An 18,360-nucleotide genomic window follows, 5' to 3' on the forward strand; every position below is an offset into this window, starting at 1 on the left:
GCAGGGGGATGTCGTATGGCTCTTGGGTGCAAGAGCCAACGCCGCTCAAACAAACAGCGACCAACCCCGCAGAGCGATATCGTATGGCACCTTGGGTGCAAGATGCCACCGCCGCTTACAAACCCTTCAACCCCTTCAAATCCTCCTCAGCAAACACCTCCTCCGCCATATGAAAAGCCGAATTAGCCGCCGGCACGCCACAATAAATAGCGGTCTGCAAGAGCACTTCCTTGACCTCGTCGCGGCTAACCTTGTTGTTAGCCGCGGCGCGCAAATGCAGCTTGAGCTCTTCGCCGCGGTTAAGCGCCACCATCATGGCGATGGTGATCAAGCTACGCGAATGGCGCGGCAAGCCTTCGCGCGTCCAGATCTCGCCCCATGCATAGCGCGTGATCAGGTTCTGGAACTCTTCGGTCAGCGGGTTGAGCTTGGCCAGCGAGCGATCCACGTGGGCGCTGCCCAGCACCGCGCGGCGCACGGCCAGGCCGGCCTGGTAGCGCTCGCCATCGTTGGCGGGGCGGCTGGCGGGTTGTTGCGCATCGTCGCCCAGGAAGTCCAGCAATGCCTCGGTGAAGCGCGCGGGCTGTTCGCGGTTGGACAAGTGGGCCGCTTCCAGTTCGAGATAACGCGCGCCCGGAATGGCGTCGGCCAGGGCGCGCCCTTCCGCCGCGGTCGTGGACGGGTCCGCGCTGCCGGCAATCACCAGTACCGGCACGGGAATCGTCTTGACCGCTTCGCGCAGGTCGGCGTCGCGCACCGCGGCGCAGTTGGCGGCATAGCCCCGGGCATCGAGGCCGGTCAGCACCTGGCGCAGGTCGTCCAGTTGATTGCCGGCGGCGCTGACGAAGGCAGGCGTGAACCAGCGCTGCAACGAGCCTTCAACCAGCGGCGTCATGCCGTCGCGCAGCACGCCTTCGATGCGCGTGTTCCACGCCTCGGGCGTGCCGATCTTGGGCGCGGTGTTGGCCAGCACGATGCGGGTAAAGCGCTGCGGTGCGTTCACGCCCAGCCACATGCCGGTGAGGCCGCCCATCGACAAGCCGCAGAAGGCGGCCTTCTGGATCTGCAGGGCATCCATCAGGGCGATGACGTCGCTGCCCAGTTCCGCCACGCTGCTCGGGCCCGGGGGCAATGCGGACTGGCCGTGGCCGCGGGTGTCGTAGCGCAGGATGCGGAATTGCTGGCCCAGCGCTTCGGCCTGCGGCGCCCACATGGTGTGGTCAGTGCCCAGCGAGTTGGAGAAGATGAGGACGGGCGCGGATGCCGGGCCTTCCAGAGTGTAGAAGAGGCGGTTGCCGGCGTGGGTGATGAAGGGCAAGGTGGTCTCCAGAGAATTCGGTTTGCGATTCAGTTACGTGTTCTTCGTGTGTTCTTCGTGTGTTCTTCGTGTGTTCTTCGTGTGTCCCTCAAGCGCCTGTGGCTGGGTTCCCGGGACGCTCAATGCTGGCCAGCTTCCTGCCGCCAGGCCGCCAGGACCGCATCGACGAATCCCGCTGCCTGCCCGGCATAATTGGCCGGATCGCAAACCCGGTCCAGCGCCGCCGCATCCATCAACCCCGCATGCGCTGCGTCCTCGGCCAGGGTCGCGCCCAGGGCTTCGCGCAATGTCGTGCCTTCGGCAACGGCCCGCCGGCAGGCGCCTTCCACCAGGTGATGCGCGGGCAGCCGGCCAATCTTGCCGCCGAGTTCCAGCATGGCGGCTTCCGCCAGGATCAGCCCGTGCGTCACACCCAGGTTGGCGCGCATGCGCGCGGCATCCACCTGCAATCCTCCCACCACTTCCAGCATCTGCCGCAATGCCCCTGCTGCCAGCGTGACGATTTGCGGCAAGGTGTCCCATTCCGCCTGCCAGCCGCCCAGCGCGCGCTCGTGCTCCTGCACCATGCCGGCCAGCATGGTCGCCACCAGCGGCGGCACGCGCACGGCGGCGGTGAGCACGGCGGCGCAGCCAACCGGGTTGCGCTTGTGCGGCATGGTGCTGGAGCCGCCGCGCCCGGGGCCGGTGGGCTCCGCGACCTCGGCGACTTCCGTTTGCATCATCAGCGACACGTCGCGGGCGACTTTGCCCAGCGTGCCGGTGAGCATGCCGAGCGTGGTGGCTACCTCGACCATGCGGTCCCGGTAGGCATGCCAGGGCGTGGGCGCCACCGCCAGCGAGAGCGCGCGGCCAAGCGCCGTTGCCACTGCCGGCGCCTCGGCGCCCAGGCTAGCCAGCGTGCCGGCGGCGCCACCGAATTGCAGCGTGGCGGCCTGCGTGCGCGTGGTGTCGAGGCGGCGCAGGTCGCGGCGCAGGGCATCGAGCCAGCCGGCGGCCTTGAGGCCAAAGGTGGTGGGCAGCGCGTGCTGCAGCCAGGTGCGCGCCACCATCGGCGTGTCGCGGTGCTGCGTGGCGAGCGCCGCGCAGGCATGGCCAAGGGCCTTGAGATCGGCGTCGACCGCCTGCAAGGCTTCACGCAATTGCAGCACCATGCCGGTGTCGATCGCGTCCTGGCTGGTGGCGCCCCAGTGCACGTAGCGCGCGGCTTGCGCGTCGCGCGCGGCCACGCGGGCGGTGAGCTGCTTGACCAGAGGAATGGCAAGGTTGCCGCCTGCCACGGCGGCGGCGGCCAGCGCGTCGAAGTCGATCTCGCCGGCGCGGCAGGTGGCGGCGATCGCCTCGGCGGCGTCCACGGGGATGACCCCGCAGCTGGCTTCGGCGCGCGCCAGCGCGGCTTCAAAATCGAGCATGCGCTGCACGGTTGCCGTATCGGAGAAAGCGGCCAGCGTGGCGGCGCTGCCGAACATCGGGTCGGTCAGTCGGGATGAAGTCGGCATCGAAAGAGGTTCGCATCGGCATGGAAAAACCCCAGCGCCGGGCCACGATGGGCCCGGCGCCGGGGCTTGGTTCAGCGCGGGCGCGCTGGCAATGGCTGCGCGCGGGATCAGATGTCGAAGAAGACCGTCTCGTCCTGGCCTTGCAGCACTACCTGCCATTGCAGCCTGCCTGCGCCTGTCTGCTGCGCCACCAGCGTGTGGCGGCGCGCGGCGGGCACCTGCGACAACGCCCAGTCGCGGGCGTTGGCCTGCGCTTCGTCCGGGAAGTATAGGCGCGTGGACAAGTGCTTGAGCAGGCCGCGCATGAACAGCGAGACGACGATATGCGGCGCCTGCGGCCGGCCGTCGGGGCCGGGCACGGGGCCTGGCTTGACGGTGACGAAGCGGAAGCTGCCGTCGGGCCCGGTCGGCAGCCGGCCAAAACCGGTGAAGCCAGGCACCAGCGCCGTCTCGGCGCCGTCGCGCGCATCGTCGGGGTGGCGGTAGCGGCCGGCCGGGTTGGCTTGCCAGATTTCGACCATGCCGTCGGGCACGGGATCGCCCTTGCCGTCGATCACGCGGCCTTCGATCACGATGCGCTCGCCCGTCAGTGCCGGCGCCTCGGCGGTCAGGTCGGCGCGGTCAAGGCCGGACAGGCCGATATGCAGGTAGGGTCCAACGGTCTGGGATGCGGTGGCGTACAACATGGCTTACTCCATCGGCGTGGCATCGCGGCCACGCAGCACGATATCGAAACGGTAGCCGAGCGCGTACTCGGGGACCGTGGTTTCCCAGTCGAAGGTGGACACCAGGCGATCGCGCGCCTTGGCGTCGGGCACGCAATTGAAGATGGGATCGAAGGCGAGCAGCGGGTCGCCCGGGAAATACATCTGCGTCACCAGCCGCGTGGCATAGGCGTTGCCGAACAGCGAGAAATGGATATGCTGCGGCCGCCAGGCGTTGTGGTGGTTACGCCAGGGATAGGCGCCCGGCTTGATGGTCTTGAACTGGTAACGGCCCTGTGCGTCGGTCACCGCGCGGCCTTCGCCGGTGAAATTGGGATCGAGCGGCGCGTCGTGCTGGTCCCGCTTGTGCACGTAGCGGCCAGCGGCATTGGCCTGCCAGACCTCGATCAGCGCGTTCGGCACGGGACGGCCGTTTTCATCGAGCACGCGGCCGCTGACCAGGATGCGCTCACCGATGGGTTCCCCGGCGTGGCCGGCGGTAAGGTCGCTGTCGCCGTTGCGCACGAACTCGGCGCCGAACAGCGGGCCGGTGACCTCGGACAGGGTCTGGTTCAGCGCCACCAGCGGCTCGTTGGGCGAGCGCAGCGCTGTGGAACCGTAGGGGTCAAAGCGGTATTCCGGCTGGGTGTCCCAGTAGTGGCGGCGATATTGCGCCAGCCCTGGCGGCAGCTTGATGGGCGAGTCGGCCATGATACGTGTCTCCGTGGGGTGGAATTTTCATTACTTTATTTGCAGTCACGGCGCATGTATATTGAGTTTTTTGACTATTTGCATAACTTTTAGATATGCTGCCGCCCTTCCGCAACCGTGTCCGCCTGCGCCACCTGCATTGCTTCGTGGCCGTGGCGCAAACCCAGCACCTGGGCCAGGCCGGGGAGCAGCTGGGCCTCAGCCAACCCGCCGTATCCAAGACCCTGACCGAGCTGGAAGCGCTGCTTGGCGCACGTTTGCTGGCCCGCGGCCGGGCGGGCACCGAGCTGACCGAGCTGGGCCAGCGCTTCCTGCGCCACGCCCTGCGCGTGCTGGAAGACCTGGACGAAGCCGCGGTCAGCGTGACCGGTGCGCACGCCGCGGGCCTGGAGCACATCCGCGTCGGCGCCCTGCCCAGCGTCGTGCCCGACCTGCTGCAGGAAGCCGTGCTGGCCTTTCGCCGCACGCATCCGGACGTGGGCCTGGCGGTGCAGACGGGCATGAACCGCACGCTGATCGACTGGCTGAAGGCCGACGTGCTCGATATCGCCATCGGCCGCATGGACAATCCGACGGTGATGGAGGGACTCTGGTTTGAAATGCTGGACGCCGAGCCACTGCTGCTCGCCGTGCGCAAGGGCCACGCGCTGGCGAAAGCGCCCCCTTCCCTGACGGAGATCATGGCTTGCCAGCTGGTGGTCCCCGCGCAAGGCTCGGCACCACGGCACAGCGCCGAGAGCCTGCTGGCCCGGCACGGCTTCATGCTGCCACCGGGTGTGCTAGAGACCTCGGACGCTTACCTGGGCCAGTTGGTCGCCCTGAAATCCGACGCCATCTGGCTGGCGCCGCGCTGCGCCATGCGCCAGGCGCTGGAAAGCGGCGAACTGGTGCTGCTGCCCATCTCCGGCCAAGGCAGCGAGGAACCGGTCGGGCTGTTGCGCCAGGGCGGCCGCGAGCTCGGCGCCGCCGCCGAGGCCTTTGTGCAGGACCTGCGCGAGCGCGCCGCGGCACGCTCGCACGGGCTGGCTGGCAAAACGAGGGCATAGCCGGCGGCTACATCTCCGTCGCGTCCTCGACGCCCTTGCCGGCCGGACGGGCCACGTCCGGCGACAGTTGCAGGAAGATCCACGCAGAGGCCGAGGTAATCAGCCCCACGCAGATAAACGTGGCATGGAACGCCGGCAGCGCGCTGGTGGCGCCGTGGCGGCCAAAGGTGCCCTGGAAGGTCGCCAGCAACGCGCCGGCCGACGTCACCGCCAGGCTCATCGACAGCATCTGCACCATCGACAGCAGGCTGTTGCCGCCGCTGGCCCCGGCCGTGCCGAGGTCCTTCAGCGTGACCGTGTTCATGGCGGTGAACTGGATCGAATTGACCATCCCGAACAGCGCCAGCTGCACCAGTACCAGCGCCAGCGGCTGGGTGGGCGAGATCAGCGCGAACGACGCCATCGCCAGCCCCACGAGAAAGGTATTGGTGACCAGCACCTTGCGATAGCCATGACGCTCGATCAGGCTCGTGGCAAGCCGCTTGGACGCCATGCCCGCCGCCGTGATCGGCAGCATCATCATGCCCGCCTGGAACGGCGAGTAACCCAGGCTGACCTGCAGCGTCAGCGGGATCAGGAACGGCATGGCGCCGTTGCCGATGCGCGCAAACAAGTTGCCCAGCAGCCCCACGCTGAAGGTATGGATGCGAAACAGCCGCAGCGCAAACAGCGGCCGCCGCCGCCGCGACGCGTGCAGGACGTAAGCCGTGAGTGAAGCCATGCTGGCAATCAGCAGCATCAGCACGGTGGCATGCTCGAAGCCAAGCTCCGCCAGGCCATCCAGCGAAAACGAAATCGTCAGCATCGAGATCGCGAGCAACAGGTAACCGCTCAGGTCGAACGGCGCCACCCCGTGCAGGCGCGCGTTGGGCATGTAGCGCATGGTGGCCAGCCCCCCTAGCAGCCCCACCGGCACATTGATCAGGAAGATCCAGTGCCAGGAAAAGGTCTGGGTCAGCCAGCCCCCCAGCGTCGGCCCGATCAGCGGCCCCACCATGCCCGGAATCGCCACAAAGCTGAGCGCCTGCAGGTACTGGTCCCGCGGGAACGTGCGCAGCACCGCCAGCCGCCCCACCGGCAGCAACATCGCGCCACCCACGCCCTGCACCACCCGCGAGACCACCAGCCACGTCAGGCTATTGGAATAGGCGCAAGCCAGCGAGCCAACGACAAACAGCACGATGGCCGTCTGGAAGATGGTGCGGGTACCAAAGCGGTCCGCCAGCCAGCCCGACGCCGGAATGATCACCGCCATGGTCAGCGAGTAGGCAATGATCACCGACTGCATCCGCAGCGGGCTCTCCCCCAGGCTCCTGGCCATCGAAGGCAATGCCGTGTTGACGATCGTGGAATCCAGCGTCTGCATGAAGAAACCGATGGCGACCACCCACAGCATGATCCTGCGGGTGCGGTCGTCGGTGGCAACGGCGGCGGCGGTGGTGGGAAGAGGCGTGTCTTGCATCGGGATGGGCGGCCCCCCCGGAACGCAGGTGCGCCGGGAAGACCCGCTGGGTCGCGTACCGTTGCAGTGTAGCGGAGCCTGATGGTGACGCGCACGAATTCCAATTCCGGGACCGCGCGGCTCCAGCCACAGGCCAGGCCAGGCCGCCATCCGCCGGCTGAAGTCAGGCTGACCCGCCTGCCAGAAGCGGCGCCCGGCGGCCTCCGGCCATTCAGCGCTCAATGCCATTCCACTCAGGCGGGATTGAATCGGCGCTTCGGAAATTTCCTGCTTCATTTTCGTACCTGTCCGATTTCAATCCGAATCTCGGCTCGGTATCTTACGTCTGGCCTGGGCTTGGTCCAGCCTCGCTCAAGCGTCAACGCGCTTGCATACCCGACTTCTCTCGACACGCAGGATGAACAAGAATATCCATCGCTTGGTTTTCAACGCTGTGCGCGGCATGCTGGTCGCAGTACCGGAACATGCCGCGGGGCGCGGCAAGGGCCGTCAAGGCAACGCCGAACGCAGCAGCCAAGGCTCGGCCTTCGTGCCGGTGCTATGGCTCACCGCGTTGATTGCCTCGATGATGGGCTTGCCGGTGTTGCTGGACCACTCGGCGCACGCGCAATCCTTGCCGATTCAGGTGGACAAAAATGTGCCAGGGCAGCGTCCAGTGGTGGGCGTGGCGGCCAATGGCGTCCCAGTCGTGAACATCCCCCCGCCCAACCGTAACGGCGGCACCAGCGTGAGTCATTTCATTCAGTACAACGTCGGCCCGTCCGGCGTGGTACTGAATAACAGCGGGGCAAACAGCCAGACGCAGATTGCGGGTTGGGTCCAGGGAAACATGATGCTCGGCAACGGGCACGCCGGCAACATCGTGGTCCAGGTCACCCAGCCGAACCCCTCCCGATTGCTTGGCGCACAAGAAATCGCCGGCAATCGCGCCAACCTGATCCTGGCCAATCCGGCGGGGTTGCATTGCTCGGGCTGCGGGGCGATCAACGCGGACCGTTTCACGCTTTCCACCGGACGTCCGGTGTTCAGCGCCGATGGCAGCCTGGCCGGCTTCGACGTGCGGGGCGGCAGCATCGGCATCGGCGGACAAGGCCTGTCCAGCCCGCAGGCGCAGGTCGATCTGCTGGCGCGCTCGATCCACGTCAATGCGCAACTGTGGGCCAGGCACCTGAATGTGGTCGCGGGTGCCAACCAGGTCGGCTATGAAACCCTGAACGCCACCGCGCAAGCGGGCAACGGCCCTGCCCCGCAGTTCGCGCTCGATGCCTCGGCGCTGAGCTCCATGTATAGCGGGGCGGTCAAATTGATCGGCACGGAACGCGGTGTCGGCTTTCACCTCGGCGGCGGCGTCACCGCCGGCTCGGGCGACATCGTGGTGGACAACAACGGCGACGTGCATATCGTGCCAGGTGGCCGCCTGCAAGCCGATGGCAGCGCCTCCGTCACCGGCGCCAACATCAGCAACGCGGGCACCATCACCACGCACGGCGGCATTGCCGCGGCCACGCCGGGACAACTGAGCAACAGCGGCACCCTGGCCGCCGGCACGGATCTGCTGGCCCAGGCCGACCGCATCGCCAACAGCGGCACCATCGGCGCGGGCGTCGATGCCCATGCCAACGTGACCGGCGCGGGCACGGCCCATCTTGCCGCGCGCACGGCCATCCAATCCCATGGCACCATCGTGTCCGGCGCCGACACCAAGCTGTCGGCCCCCACGCTGGAACTGTCGAACGGCAAAGTCGTTGCGCACGGCACCGCCTATCTGTCGGCGGCGGGCAACATCGGCCACCAGAACGCACGGCTGGAAGCCAATGCCGTACAGGTCAACGCCGGCGGCACCGTGGACAATCGCGGCGGCGCCATCGTCGGGGGCGTCCATGGTGGAGCCGTCCGGGGCGCGAACATCCGGAACCAGGATGGTGCCATCACCAGTGGCAGCGCACTCGGCGTGGGCGCGGCGCAGGCCGTGGACAACACCGGCGGCACCATCGCCGGGACCGGCGCCACCACTGTCGCGGCCGTCAGCACCGTCAATCGCGGCGGCGTCATCGGGTCGGTACAAGACAAGCTACGGGTGACCGGGGCGCTGGACAACACCAGCGGCAAGATCGTGGCAGGCGGCCCGCTGGCCATCACCGGCGACAGCCTCACCAACACTGACGGCGAGGTCGCGTCGAACAGCGATGCAACGGTGCGCATCGCCGCTACCCTCGACAACACGGCGGGCTTCATCCATGCCGGTGGCACCCTGGACGCGCAGGCGGGCACCATCCTCAACCGCGACACGCTCTCCGGCACCGACGCAGCCCCGAAGGGCATGGAGGGCGTCAACGTCAGGCTGGCCGCCCATGCCATCGACAATGCCCAGGGCGCGCTGCGCGCCGATGCCTCGCTTGACGCCGATGCCGCGACGCTCGGCAACACCCGTGGCGAAGTCACCGCCGGAGGCACGACGCAGCTCAATGTGGAGGCCATCACCAACACCGATGGCCTGCTTGCCGCCAACCAGGCGCTGGGCATCAAGGGCGACAGCCTCACCGGGGATGGCGCGCTGCAATCCCATGCGGGTGACGTCACCGCGATCCTGCAAACCGATTTCCATAACACCAGCACGGTGACCGCGGCGCGCGATCTCAACATCCTGATCGAGGATGCCCAGGGCAATGCCGCCGGCGATCTCACCAATGATGGCAAGCTGGTGGCAGGCCGCAACGCCGACCTCCACGGGCGCAACGTCACCAACGCGGGCGAGCTGTCCGGGCGGGCCTCCAACACTGTCCGCGCCGATCAGGCGGTGCTCAACAAGGGCCTCATCGACGGTGGCGCCGTGCGCATCCTGGCCGGCACCACCGTCACCAACATCGACCGCATCTATGGCGACTCGGTGGCCATCGGCGCCGGCCGGCATATCCTGAACGACATCCACCCCGCCACCGGCCAGGGGGCCGTGATCGCCTCGCGCAGCGGCGGCATCGAGCTGGGTGCCCCGGAGATCGTCAACCGCGAGCACGCGCTGGTCTACTCGTCGCAAGACCTGAACGTGGGCCGCGCGCTGGATACCAGCGGCAAGGCAACCGGCCAGGCCGATGCGCTCACCAATGCCTCGGCCACCATCGACGTGGCGGGCAGCGCCAACTTCAACGTTGCCGCCCTTGCCAACCGCAACGACCACTTCCGCACCGAGCGCACCGATACCGGGACAGTGCATGCGTTCTATTATCGGCTCAATGGCAGCGCCGAGAAAATCGACCCAAGCACTGCGATGCTCGTGCTGCCAACGGCATCGGGTGCCATATTTGGCCACATCGCCAGCCACGGCGATGACCTGGCCTACCTCGGCGATGACGACTACAAGCGCCTGGTCCTGCCTTCGGCGCAGTACCCCTTCAGCGTGTTTGGCCCCCCGTTCGACTGGGCGCGCCAGTCCGATGGCACGCCGGGACAGAGCGACAGCCGCTCGTCCGGTCCAAACTGGCCCGTGGGCCTGGCAATGCTGCCGTTCGCGCCGGACGCGAATGGCAGCCTGGAAGCCGATCATTTTGTCTACAAGGCTGACGACCCCATCTGGAACAAATTCGGGATGGCCCCGCCCGGCGCGCTGCCTCCCCTACCCTCACCCTGTGCGGATGGATCGCCAGTGGCCTGCCATACGCAATACAGGGCCGATCTGGTTGCCTACCAGGCCGCAAAAGCCGCCAGCAAACCGCTTTACGAAGCCCTGAATGGCAAGATCCAGGCGTTCAACAGCGACTATCAGGGCCGGCTGGTGAAGTCCTGGACCATCGAACGGCGTGACACCCGTGTGCAGGACGAGGTTGTCGCCCACACCGATCCCGCCCGCATCCTGGTGGGCGGCAACGCCAGCTTCACCGGCGCGGTCACCAACGACAAGAGCCAGATTCTCGTTGGCGGCACGCTTGCTGCCGGTGGCGGCAGCGGCGCGGTCAACAACCTTGCGTACGATGCGACGCGCATCGAGGATACAACCGGCACCAGCCAATACACCCGCCCATGCAAGCGCGGCCGCTGCTACGACAACATGGACGTGCCAGCGGTACATCTGGAAATTCCGACCCAGCTCGCCAAGGGTGAAGCGCTGGATTACCAGGTTGTGAACGGCACTGGCACGATCGTGGCGGACAAGACCGGCACCGGCCCTATCGCCACCGCGCCGACGCTTACGCAGATCTCGCTCGGCACGGAGGCCGGTGGCCGCCTGGGCGGCGACGTCATCCGGGCCGTCTCGCCGTCGCTGGCGATGCCCGACAATGCGCTCTTCAAGATTCGCGGCGAGCCGGGCACGCCTTACCTGATCGAGACCGACCCGCGCTTCACCAACCAGCGCCAGTGGCTATCCAGCGATGTCATGCTCACGCAACTGGGCCAGGACCCCACCCACGTGCTTAAGCGCCTGGGCGACGGCTACTATGAAGCCCGCCTCGTGGCCGATGCCGTGATGCTGGGAACCGGCCAGCGCTTCGTGGGCGACTACACCGACAACGAGGCGCAATACAAGGCGCTGATGCAGTCAGGCGTCGAGTTCGGCAAGCAGTTCCACCTGAACGTGGGCACCGGGCTGACGGCGGACCAGATGCGCGCGCTCACCACCGACATCGTGTGGCTGGTCGAGAAGACGGTCACCCTGAAGGACGGCACCACCCAGCGCGTGCTGGTGCCCCAGGTCTACCTGAAGGTGCGCGCGGGCGACCTGAAGGGTGACGGCACCCTGATGGCCGCGCGCGATACCGTGATCCAGACCGATGGCGACGTGAAGAACACGGGCACCATCGCCAGCCGCGGCGTGACGCTGATCGACGCGGCCAATATCCACAACAGCGGCGCGCTGTCGGCGCGCGTCATGGGGCTGAGCGCCAGGCAGGACATCAACAATCTCGCCGGACATATCACGACGGGCCAACTGGCAGCCACGGCTGGCCGCGACATCAACCTGACCACCACCACCGCCTCCGGCGCCGGCGGCAGCGGCAACCTCGCGGGCAGCCGCACCGTGATCGCGGGCATCTCCAGCGTGGCGGCAGACAGCGCCACCTTCGTGGCCGGGCGCGACATCAACACCAAGGCCGCGAACATCCAGGCCATCGACAGCCTGGGCATGGCGGCAGGCCGCGATATCCACCTTGGCACGGTCGAGGTCAGCGAATCAGAACACCTCTACAAAGACGCAAGAAACAATGCAGCGGTATCGCGCAGCGCGGAAATCGGCGCGCAGGTCACGGCAGGCAAGAACACCACCCTGAGCGCCGGGCGCGATGTGAACGCCACCGCCGCGTATGTTAGCGCGGACGGCGCGCTGACCGTGGGCGCGGGACGTGACATCAACGTCAAGGCTGGTCAGGCATCGAGTTCCGTACGCGACGAGCACGCCTACCAGGAAAGCGGCTTCCTATCGAAGAAGTCCACCCATACCATCGATGCCAACAGCCAGACCGAGGCGCTCGGCAGCACCTTCTCCGGCGACACGGTGGCCATGGCGGCAGGACGTGACCTGGCCGTCGCGGGCAGCACCGTGGCGGCCACGCACGACGTGAACCTTGGCGCAGGGCGCGACCTGACCATCGGCACCACCGAGACCACCTCGTCCGCCTACACCTACAAGGAAGAGAAGAAATCGGGGTTCGGCGCCACCGGCTCCGGCCTCTCGTACGGCAACCGCGCCCAGAAGGACACCACCAACGACAACGGCACGCAGCAGGTGGGCAGCCTGGTCGGCAGCACGGACGGCAGCGTCCGCATGAACGCGGGCAGCACCCTTACCGTCACCGGAAGCAACCTGATCGCCAGGCAGGACATCACGGGCGTGGGCGCGGATGTCAACATCCAAGCCGCGCAGAACCGCCAGCACCACGACGAAACCCACGAGGTCAAGCAAAGCGGCTTCACGCTGGGCGTGTCGGGTGGCGCCATCGGCGCGGCCATCGCCGCCGGGAACAAGATCAACTCGGCCAGTCAGAGCCAGGACGGCCGCGCCTCCGCACTGTGGGGGATCGCCGCCGCGCGCGACATTGCCGACACCGGCAGCGCATTGGCGCAGGCCGGCGGCAACCCGCTGGCAGGCGCCGCCGTTACGCTCTCCTGGGGCACCAGCCAGGGCAAGCAGACCATGACGCAGGACGCCACCAGCCACAACGGCGCCAACGTATCGGCAGGCGGCACCGCGGCCTTCGTCGCAACGGGCGTGGATGCCAACGGCAACCAGACGGCAGGCAACCTCAACATCGCCGGCTCGAACATCGACGCCAACAAGGTGGCGCTGGCAGCCAGGCACGATATCAATATCGTCTCGGCCACCGAAACCAACGAGAGCCACAGCACCAACAAGTCCAGCAGCGCCAGCGTCGGCGTGTCGTATGGGGCGCAAGGCTTCGGCGTATCGGCCTCCGCCTCCAAGGCGAAGGGCAACTCGGACAGCCAGGGCGTCTCGCAAGCCAACAGCCACGTGAGCGGCCGGGAGTCCGTCACCCTTGCCTCCGGCAACGACACCAACATCCTCGGCGCCACGGTCAGTGGCAGCAAGGTGATCGCAGACGTGGGCGGCAACCTGAACATCGCCAGCCGCCAGGACACCGAAGAGATGCACGCCAGGCAGGAAAGCATGAGCGGCGGCTTCAGCATCAGCCAGGGCGGCGGGTCCGCCAGCTTCTCAGCGTCCAAGGGCAAGGCCAATGGCAGCTATGCCAACGTCAGCGAACAGTCCGGCATCCATGCCGGCAAGGACGGCTTCGATATCACCGTCAAGGGCAATACCGACCTGAAGGGCGCAATCATCGCCAGCGAGGCAGGCAAGGACAAGAACAACCTGACCACCGGCACGCTCACCTGGACCGACATCGCCAACCACTCCGACTACAGCGCAACTTCCGCCGGCCTCTCCGCAGGCGGCGCATTTGGCGCACCCAATGGCCAGAGCAACAGCGGCCAGACCTCCGGCAAGAACACCGGCGGCATCAACCCGATGATTCCCCAGCACAAGAGCGGCAGCCAGGACGGCGTCGCACGCAGCGCAATCGCCGAAGGCACCATCACCATCAACGACCAGGCCAACCAGAAGCAGGACCTGGCCAGCCTGAAGCGGGACACCGCCGGCACCAACAGCACGGTCGGCAAGAACCCCGACCTGGAACAGCTACTGGACAAACAGTCCGACACGATGGCCGCTGCCCAGGCCGCCGGCGAGGCGGTAGCCAAGACAGTGGGCGACATCGCCGGCACCAAGGAGAAGCAAGCCCGTGCGAATGCCAAGGCCGCCCGCGACGCCGGGGATACCGAACTGGAAAACAAGTACCTTGCCGACGCGAAAAACTGGGAGGAAGGCGGCGACTACCGCGCGGCGCTGCACGCCGCAGGCGGCGCGCTTGTTGCGGGCCTGGGTGGCGGCAACGCGCTGGCCGGCGCCGCAGGCGCGGGCGCATCGTCGCTGGCCGCGCCCAGGCTTCAAGCACTTGGCAATGCGGCGTCAGAGAGCATCGATACCGGCAACGCCGGGTTGAATGAAGCGCTCGGCAACGTGGCGGCCAATATCGCAGCGGGTGGCTTTGGTGCGATTGTGGGTGGCGGATCGGGGGCGGCGACGGCAGCGAATGTGGATCGGTTCAATCGGCAGTTGCATCCGGATGAACAGAAGTGGATCAAGGACAATGCCAAGGCTTTCGCAAAGCAACAAGGTATCTCCGAATCGGACGCAGAAATGCGCCTTGCGCAGCAGGGATTCCGGCAAGTCCAAGCGGGCGTGGGCGGCGAGGAGGATGCTGGCGCGCGCGCATTTCTCAGTCAGGCACATGGAATGCTGCCAGCAGATGGTGCAAGTGGACCGGGCTATATGTTCTATACGCCCCCGTCGCAGAAGAACGATGCAACTATGTACGGTAAGACATTGGGCGATTCAGCCGCGTTCTACTACACAAATGGACTCAAGCAACCGGGAGCTATTCAAGCGGCAACCACCGGGGCAATGAGCGATGCCGAGAGAAGTAGGCTCGCCGGTGCCGTAGTCAATGTAGTTGGTGGTGCAGCGCTGCTGGCAACAGGGCCCGCTATCGCGACAACCGTTCCCGGCTTAGTGACAAGTACCGCAACTGCCTGCACAATCAATCCCACCGCATGTACTTCAGCCGCAGGAATTGGCGGTATTGTGAGTGGTTCGATGGATATGGTAGGACAGATCTTCCTAACCGGGAGTATTCGGCCAGGACAAACAGCGATGGCAACGGTCAGTGGTGCAATTCTGACACCAATAGGCATGAATTCTGGAGCGTACGGCAATGCCGTATTGGGCAGCGTTAATGCCATAGCAAACGCTCAGTTCCAGAACATACTCTATGGAGACACGAATAGTCTCTTGGGTGCTGCAACAGTGGGTTACGGCTTCGGATCATTTGGCGCAAAGGTTGGGGCTCGCGCTCAAAAAAGCCTAACAACGTTATTTCCAACGTATGTGAATTCAAGCGTCCCGGCTCTACTTCAGAAGCCAAGTATGACGGCCCCTCTTATCGGATTTGGAGTTGGCAACGTGGCTCAGGGTTTAGGATCTTCTTTCACCCCTCCACAGAAACAAAAAAATGAAAAAAATTGAAAAAATATGGATCGCATTTCAAGGTATTTTTTACCCCTGGATTATGTTGATTCCACTCACCATATTTAAATTTCTCGGCTTCAACGTCACGCGCAAGCACTACTATCTTGTGTCTGGTCTATGCCTGATTTGGACGATAGTATTTGCACTTTGGTTCTTATACGCGTGGAAGAAGACGCGGGAGATTAATAATAGAGATTCTTGAAAGAAAAAAATCATAGATGGCCTTCGTGGATTCGCGAGCCGGCATGAAAAAGTCCACAGTCGACGCATCGCACGGCCTTGACCAAGGCAATACCGGCTTCGGCGTCTCAGCCCCCCTTCCAGGGCGAAGGGAAACTCGGCCAGCGAGGGCATCTCGCATACCAACAGCCACGTGGCCAGCCGGAAGTCGGCCACCTTTGTGTCGGACTTCCGGCACCTCCGTCTCCGGTCTTCGCAGAATAGACGCCATACCTCTGGGGCCGCCGTCCCACTTACCGCCACCAGGCGTGCAAACATCAACCTATCAAGGACTCTCGTGACAAAGAACCACGTACCGTTCTCGGAAAAAACCCTCGCCCTAGCTGTGCTCACGGAAGCCTTGTTCCATGGCGCGGCCTATGCGAAGTTTGTCAAAGGCGACGCGGTAAGCGCACGAACGATGCTGGATGACCTCAATCGTGTCGCTCCATACGGCAGTATCGAGTGGATATATGGACAGCGGGTGCTGTAATCATCAACCTGGCTCGGTCAGCCCTTACGTCGACTACGGACAAGCCTATCGCGCCAAATTGCCCACCCAATGCGTCGTCGGCAAGTGACTTGCCGCCTGCAGAAGCAGGCCTACCAGCAATGCCTCCTCGACGGCCACAGACTATCCAGCACCTAGCCAAATTCAGCTCCGAATCGATTGAATAGGAATTTTCACCATCCATTTTCGGATTTGTCCGATTTCAATCAGCACAAAAACTCGGTATCGTCCGTCTGGCCTTGGCATAGTCCAGCCTCACTCATGCAGTAGCGCTTGCGTGATGAAGGCGTTGGCAACGAGGCCAGCAGCGCTGGCGTCAACAATGCCATCTGAAATCTGGAGTGGAGAAAATGATCTGGTTTATTTTTTCACACCGGCATCGCCTTTCGATACCGCGAAGATCTGGTCTGTTTATTCTCGCTCGCAGATCTTCAATGTGTGTGTTTTCTGCGCACTCGATTGCATCCCTCATTAACGTATAGCGATTTAACGCGACCAGATCCTCAGCCTCCGCGTCGAATTGCCTGACATGTAAGCCGCGTCAATCCATGCCGATGAACTTCCGCAACGCGCGCCGCAAGGCGCGTGGCGTCCCTCCTTTTGCCCCGCTCATCCTGACGCTGCCCACGCTCGCGGTTGCCCAGGCCCTGCCTGCTTTCCCGCCCGCCTTCCCGCCTGTCACCCCGAACGCCGCCATCGAGCGCCGCCAGGAACAGCAACAGGAGGCCGCGCGCGAGCGTGCCTTGGCCCGCCCCGATGTGCTGACGACCTCCCCCGCCAATGCGGGCATCGCGGGACCGCTGATCCTGCCTGCCGAGTCGCCCTGCTTCCGCATTGGGATGGTGCGTTGGGAGGGTGCCGAGGACTTTGCATGGCTCCAGGCCGAGGCGGGCATCCTGCCCACGCAATGCGTTGGGGGCAAGGGGCTGGAGGCCATCCAGGACTATTTTTCGGCGCGGCTGCTCGCCCAAGGCTACATGACCACGCGCGTGGTGATCCCGGAGCAGAATCTCGCCAGCGGCGAATTGCGACTGCGCGTGGTGGCGGGACGCCTCTCTGGTGTCAGGGCCGAGGGTGCGCCCGGCTGGTGGCGCATGGTCTTGCCCACCGGCCCCGGCGGGCTGGTGAACCAGCGCGACCTTGACCAGGGCACGGAGAACATGCGTCGCCTGCAGGGGCAGGCCGATGCCGGCATCGATCTGGTCCCTGGCGAGAACCCCGGCGACACGGAACTGATCATCAAGCCGGGCACCGGCAAGCGCTGGCATGTCCTCGTGACGGGCGATAACGCCGGACTGGATAACACCGGGCGCTACCAGATGGGCGGCACGCTGACGGTGGACTCGCCACTGTTCCTCTACGACAGCCTCACCCTCTCCGGCAGCACCAATGCCAATGCCGGCAACGGCGCGGCGGGGACCCGCTCTTCGGCGATCAACTACAGCATTCCCTTCGGTTACTGGAACGCCTTCTTCAACGCCAACCAGTCGCGCTACCACCAGACGGTGGCGGGTTTCGAGGGCGATATCGTCTACGGCGGGCGCAGCACGCAGATCGAGGCAGGACTTGGCTACGTGCCGTTGCGCAATACTTCGGGCAAGACGAGCCTGTATGCCAAGGTGTTCCGCAAGACCGCCAGCTCCACGCTGGACGGCATCGACATCGCCGTGCAGCACCGCGATTTCGTCGGCTTCGAGACCGGCGCCGCGCACCGTCAGTACCTCGGCAACACGGTGCTGGATGTCGGCGCGGCATGGCGCGCGTCGCTGCCCGCGCACTCCAGGTCGCCTGGCTTTGTGCTGGGCGAGCCCGGCTGGGATGGCAAGTCGGAGATCGTGCTGGCGAATGCCGGCCTGATGGTGCCATTCCAGGTCGCCGGGGAGCGCTTGCGCTACCAGGGCAGCCTGCGCATGCAGTACGCCCGCACCCGCATCTTGCCGTCCGACTATTTCGTCATCGGCAACCGCTACTCAGTGCGCGGTTTCGATGAACAACTCACCCTTGCCGCCGAGAGCGGCATCACCTGGCGCAACGACCTGGCCTGGCAACTTGCCAATACGGGCCAGGAAGCCTTCGTGGGCTTGGACATGGGACATGTCAGCGGCCCATCCGCCGGGTTCCTGGTGGGCCAGACGCTGATGGGTGCCGTGATCGGGGCGCGCGGGCGCTGGGCCATGGGTGGCTACGCCGCCCTGACCTACGAGGTGACGCTCGGCAGGCCGCTCAGGAAGCCTGCGTTCTTCCGCACGCACACGCCCAATATCGCGGCGCAGATCGGCGTTGAGTTTTAGGCCAGA

The 18,360-nt window shown here is 65.4% G+C and carries 9 protein-coding genes; 4 read left to right on the forward strand and 5 right to left on the reverse strand.

The window, feature by feature from the left end; translation table 11 throughout:
- Window positions 1-115 precede the first annotated feature (115 nt).
- From pcaDC to pcaH, 4 genes are all read right to left on the reverse strand, one after another.
- Entirely contained in the window at window positions 116-1,318 is a 1,203-nt protein-coding gene (gene pcaDC / locus AC1Q7Q_RS36620) for a bifunctional 3-oxoadipate enol-lactonase/4-carboxymuconolactone decarboxylase PcaDC (protein WP_492372982.1), read from the reverse strand.
- A gap of 119 nt (window positions 1,319-1,437) precedes the next feature.
- The gene (locus tag AC1Q7Q_RS36625; RefSeq protein ID WP_492372983.1) at window positions 1,438-2,814 is read right to left on the reverse strand and encodes a 3-carboxy-cis,cis-muconate cycloisomerase; all 1,377 of its coding nucleotides are present in this window, start codon (window positions 2,812-2,814) and stop codon (window positions 1,438-1,440) included.
- Window positions 2,815-2,921: 107 nt separating this feature from the next.
- On the reverse strand, window positions 2,922-3,500 hold the full coding sequence (pcaG, locus tag AC1Q7Q_RS36630) for a protocatechuate 3,4-dioxygenase subunit alpha (protein ID WP_492372984.1): 579 nt from the start codon (window positions 3,498-3,500) through the stop codon (window positions 2,922-2,924).
- 3 nt (window positions 3,501-3,503) lie between these two features.
- The gene (gene pcaH, locus AC1Q7Q_RS36635) at window positions 3,504-4,229 is read right to left on the reverse strand and encodes a protocatechuate 3,4-dioxygenase subunit beta (RefSeq protein WP_043355917.1); all 726 of its coding nucleotides are present in this window, start codon (window positions 4,227-4,229) and stop codon (window positions 3,504-3,506) included.
- Window positions 4,230-4,324: 95 nt separating this feature from the next.
- Here pcaH and AC1Q7Q_RS36640 point away from each other — a divergent pair, with 95 nt between their 5' ends.
- Window positions 4,325-5,275 carry a LysR substrate-binding domain-containing protein gene (locus AC1Q7Q_RS36640; protein ID WP_492372985.1) on the forward strand — a complete coding sequence of 317 codons (951 nt, stop codon included), beginning with the start codon at window positions 4,325-4,327 and terminating at the stop codon, window positions 5,273-5,275.
- 7 nt (window positions 5,276-5,282) lie between these two features.
- Here AC1Q7Q_RS36640 and mdtD read toward each other — a convergent pair whose 3' ends face one another.
- On the reverse strand, window positions 5,283-6,671 hold the full coding sequence (mdtD, locus tag AC1Q7Q_RS36645; protein ID WP_254615955.1) for a multidrug transporter subunit MdtD: 1,389 nt from the start codon (window positions 6,669-6,671) through the stop codon (window positions 5,283-5,285).
- Window positions 6,672-7,134: 463 nt separating this feature from the next.
- Here mdtD and AC1Q7Q_RS36650 point away from each other — a divergent pair, with 463 nt between their 5' ends.
- The 3 genes from AC1Q7Q_RS36650 (at window position 7,135) to AC1Q7Q_RS36660 (ending at window position 18,354) form a co-directional block, all read left to right on the forward strand.
- Window positions 7,135-15,330, forward strand: a complete 8,196-nt coding sequence (locus tag AC1Q7Q_RS36650; RefSeq protein ID WP_492372986.1) for a hemagglutinin repeat-containing protein — start codon at window positions 7,135-7,137, stop codon at window positions 15,328-15,330.
- Between the two features lie 520 nt (window positions 15,331-15,850).
- Window positions 15,851-16,045, forward strand: a complete 195-nt coding sequence (locus AC1Q7Q_RS36655; protein WP_492372987.1) for a hypothetical protein — start codon at window positions 15,851-15,853, stop codon at window positions 16,043-16,045.
- A 566-nt stretch (window positions 16,046-16,611) separates the two neighbouring features.
- Window positions 16,612-18,354 (forward strand): ShlB/FhaC/HecB family hemolysin secretion/activation protein, encoded by a 1,743-nt coding sequence (locus AC1Q7Q_RS36660; protein WP_492372988.1) that lies wholly within the window; start codon window positions 16,612-16,614, stop codon window positions 18,352-18,354.
- The last annotated feature ends 6 nt before the right edge of the window (window positions 18,355-18,360 follow it).

Source organism: Cupriavidus sp. GW823-FHT07A04 (assembly GCF_058794615.1).

Coding starts and splice junctions, on each gene's coding strand:
- AC1Q7Q_RS36625 (WP_492372983.1), bottom strand. CDS start 2,814: ATGCCGACTTCATCCCGACTGACCGACCCGATGTTCGGCAGCGCCGCC.
- pcaG (WP_492372984.1), bottom strand. CDS start 3,500: ATGTTGTACGCCACCGCATCCCAGACCGTTGGACCCTACCTGCATATC.
- pcaH (WP_043355917.1), bottom strand. CDS start 4,229: ATGGCCGACTCGCCCATCAAGCTGCCGCCAGGGCTGGCGCAATATCGC.
- AC1Q7Q_RS36640 (WP_492372985.1), top strand. CDS start 4,325: ATGCTGCCGCCCTTCCGCAACCGTGTCCGCCTGCGCCACCTGCATTGC.
- mdtD (WP_254615955.1), bottom strand. CDS start 6,671: ATGCTGTGGGTGGTCGCCATCGGTTTCTTCATGCAGACGCTGGATTCC.
- AC1Q7Q_RS36650 (WP_492372986.1), top strand. CDS start 7,135: ATGAACAAGAATATCCATCGCTTGGTTTTCAACGCTGTGCGCGGCATG.
- AC1Q7Q_RS36660 (WP_492372988.1), top strand. CDS start 16,612: ATGCCGATGAACTTCCGCAACGCGCGCCGCAAGGCGCGTGGCGTCCCT.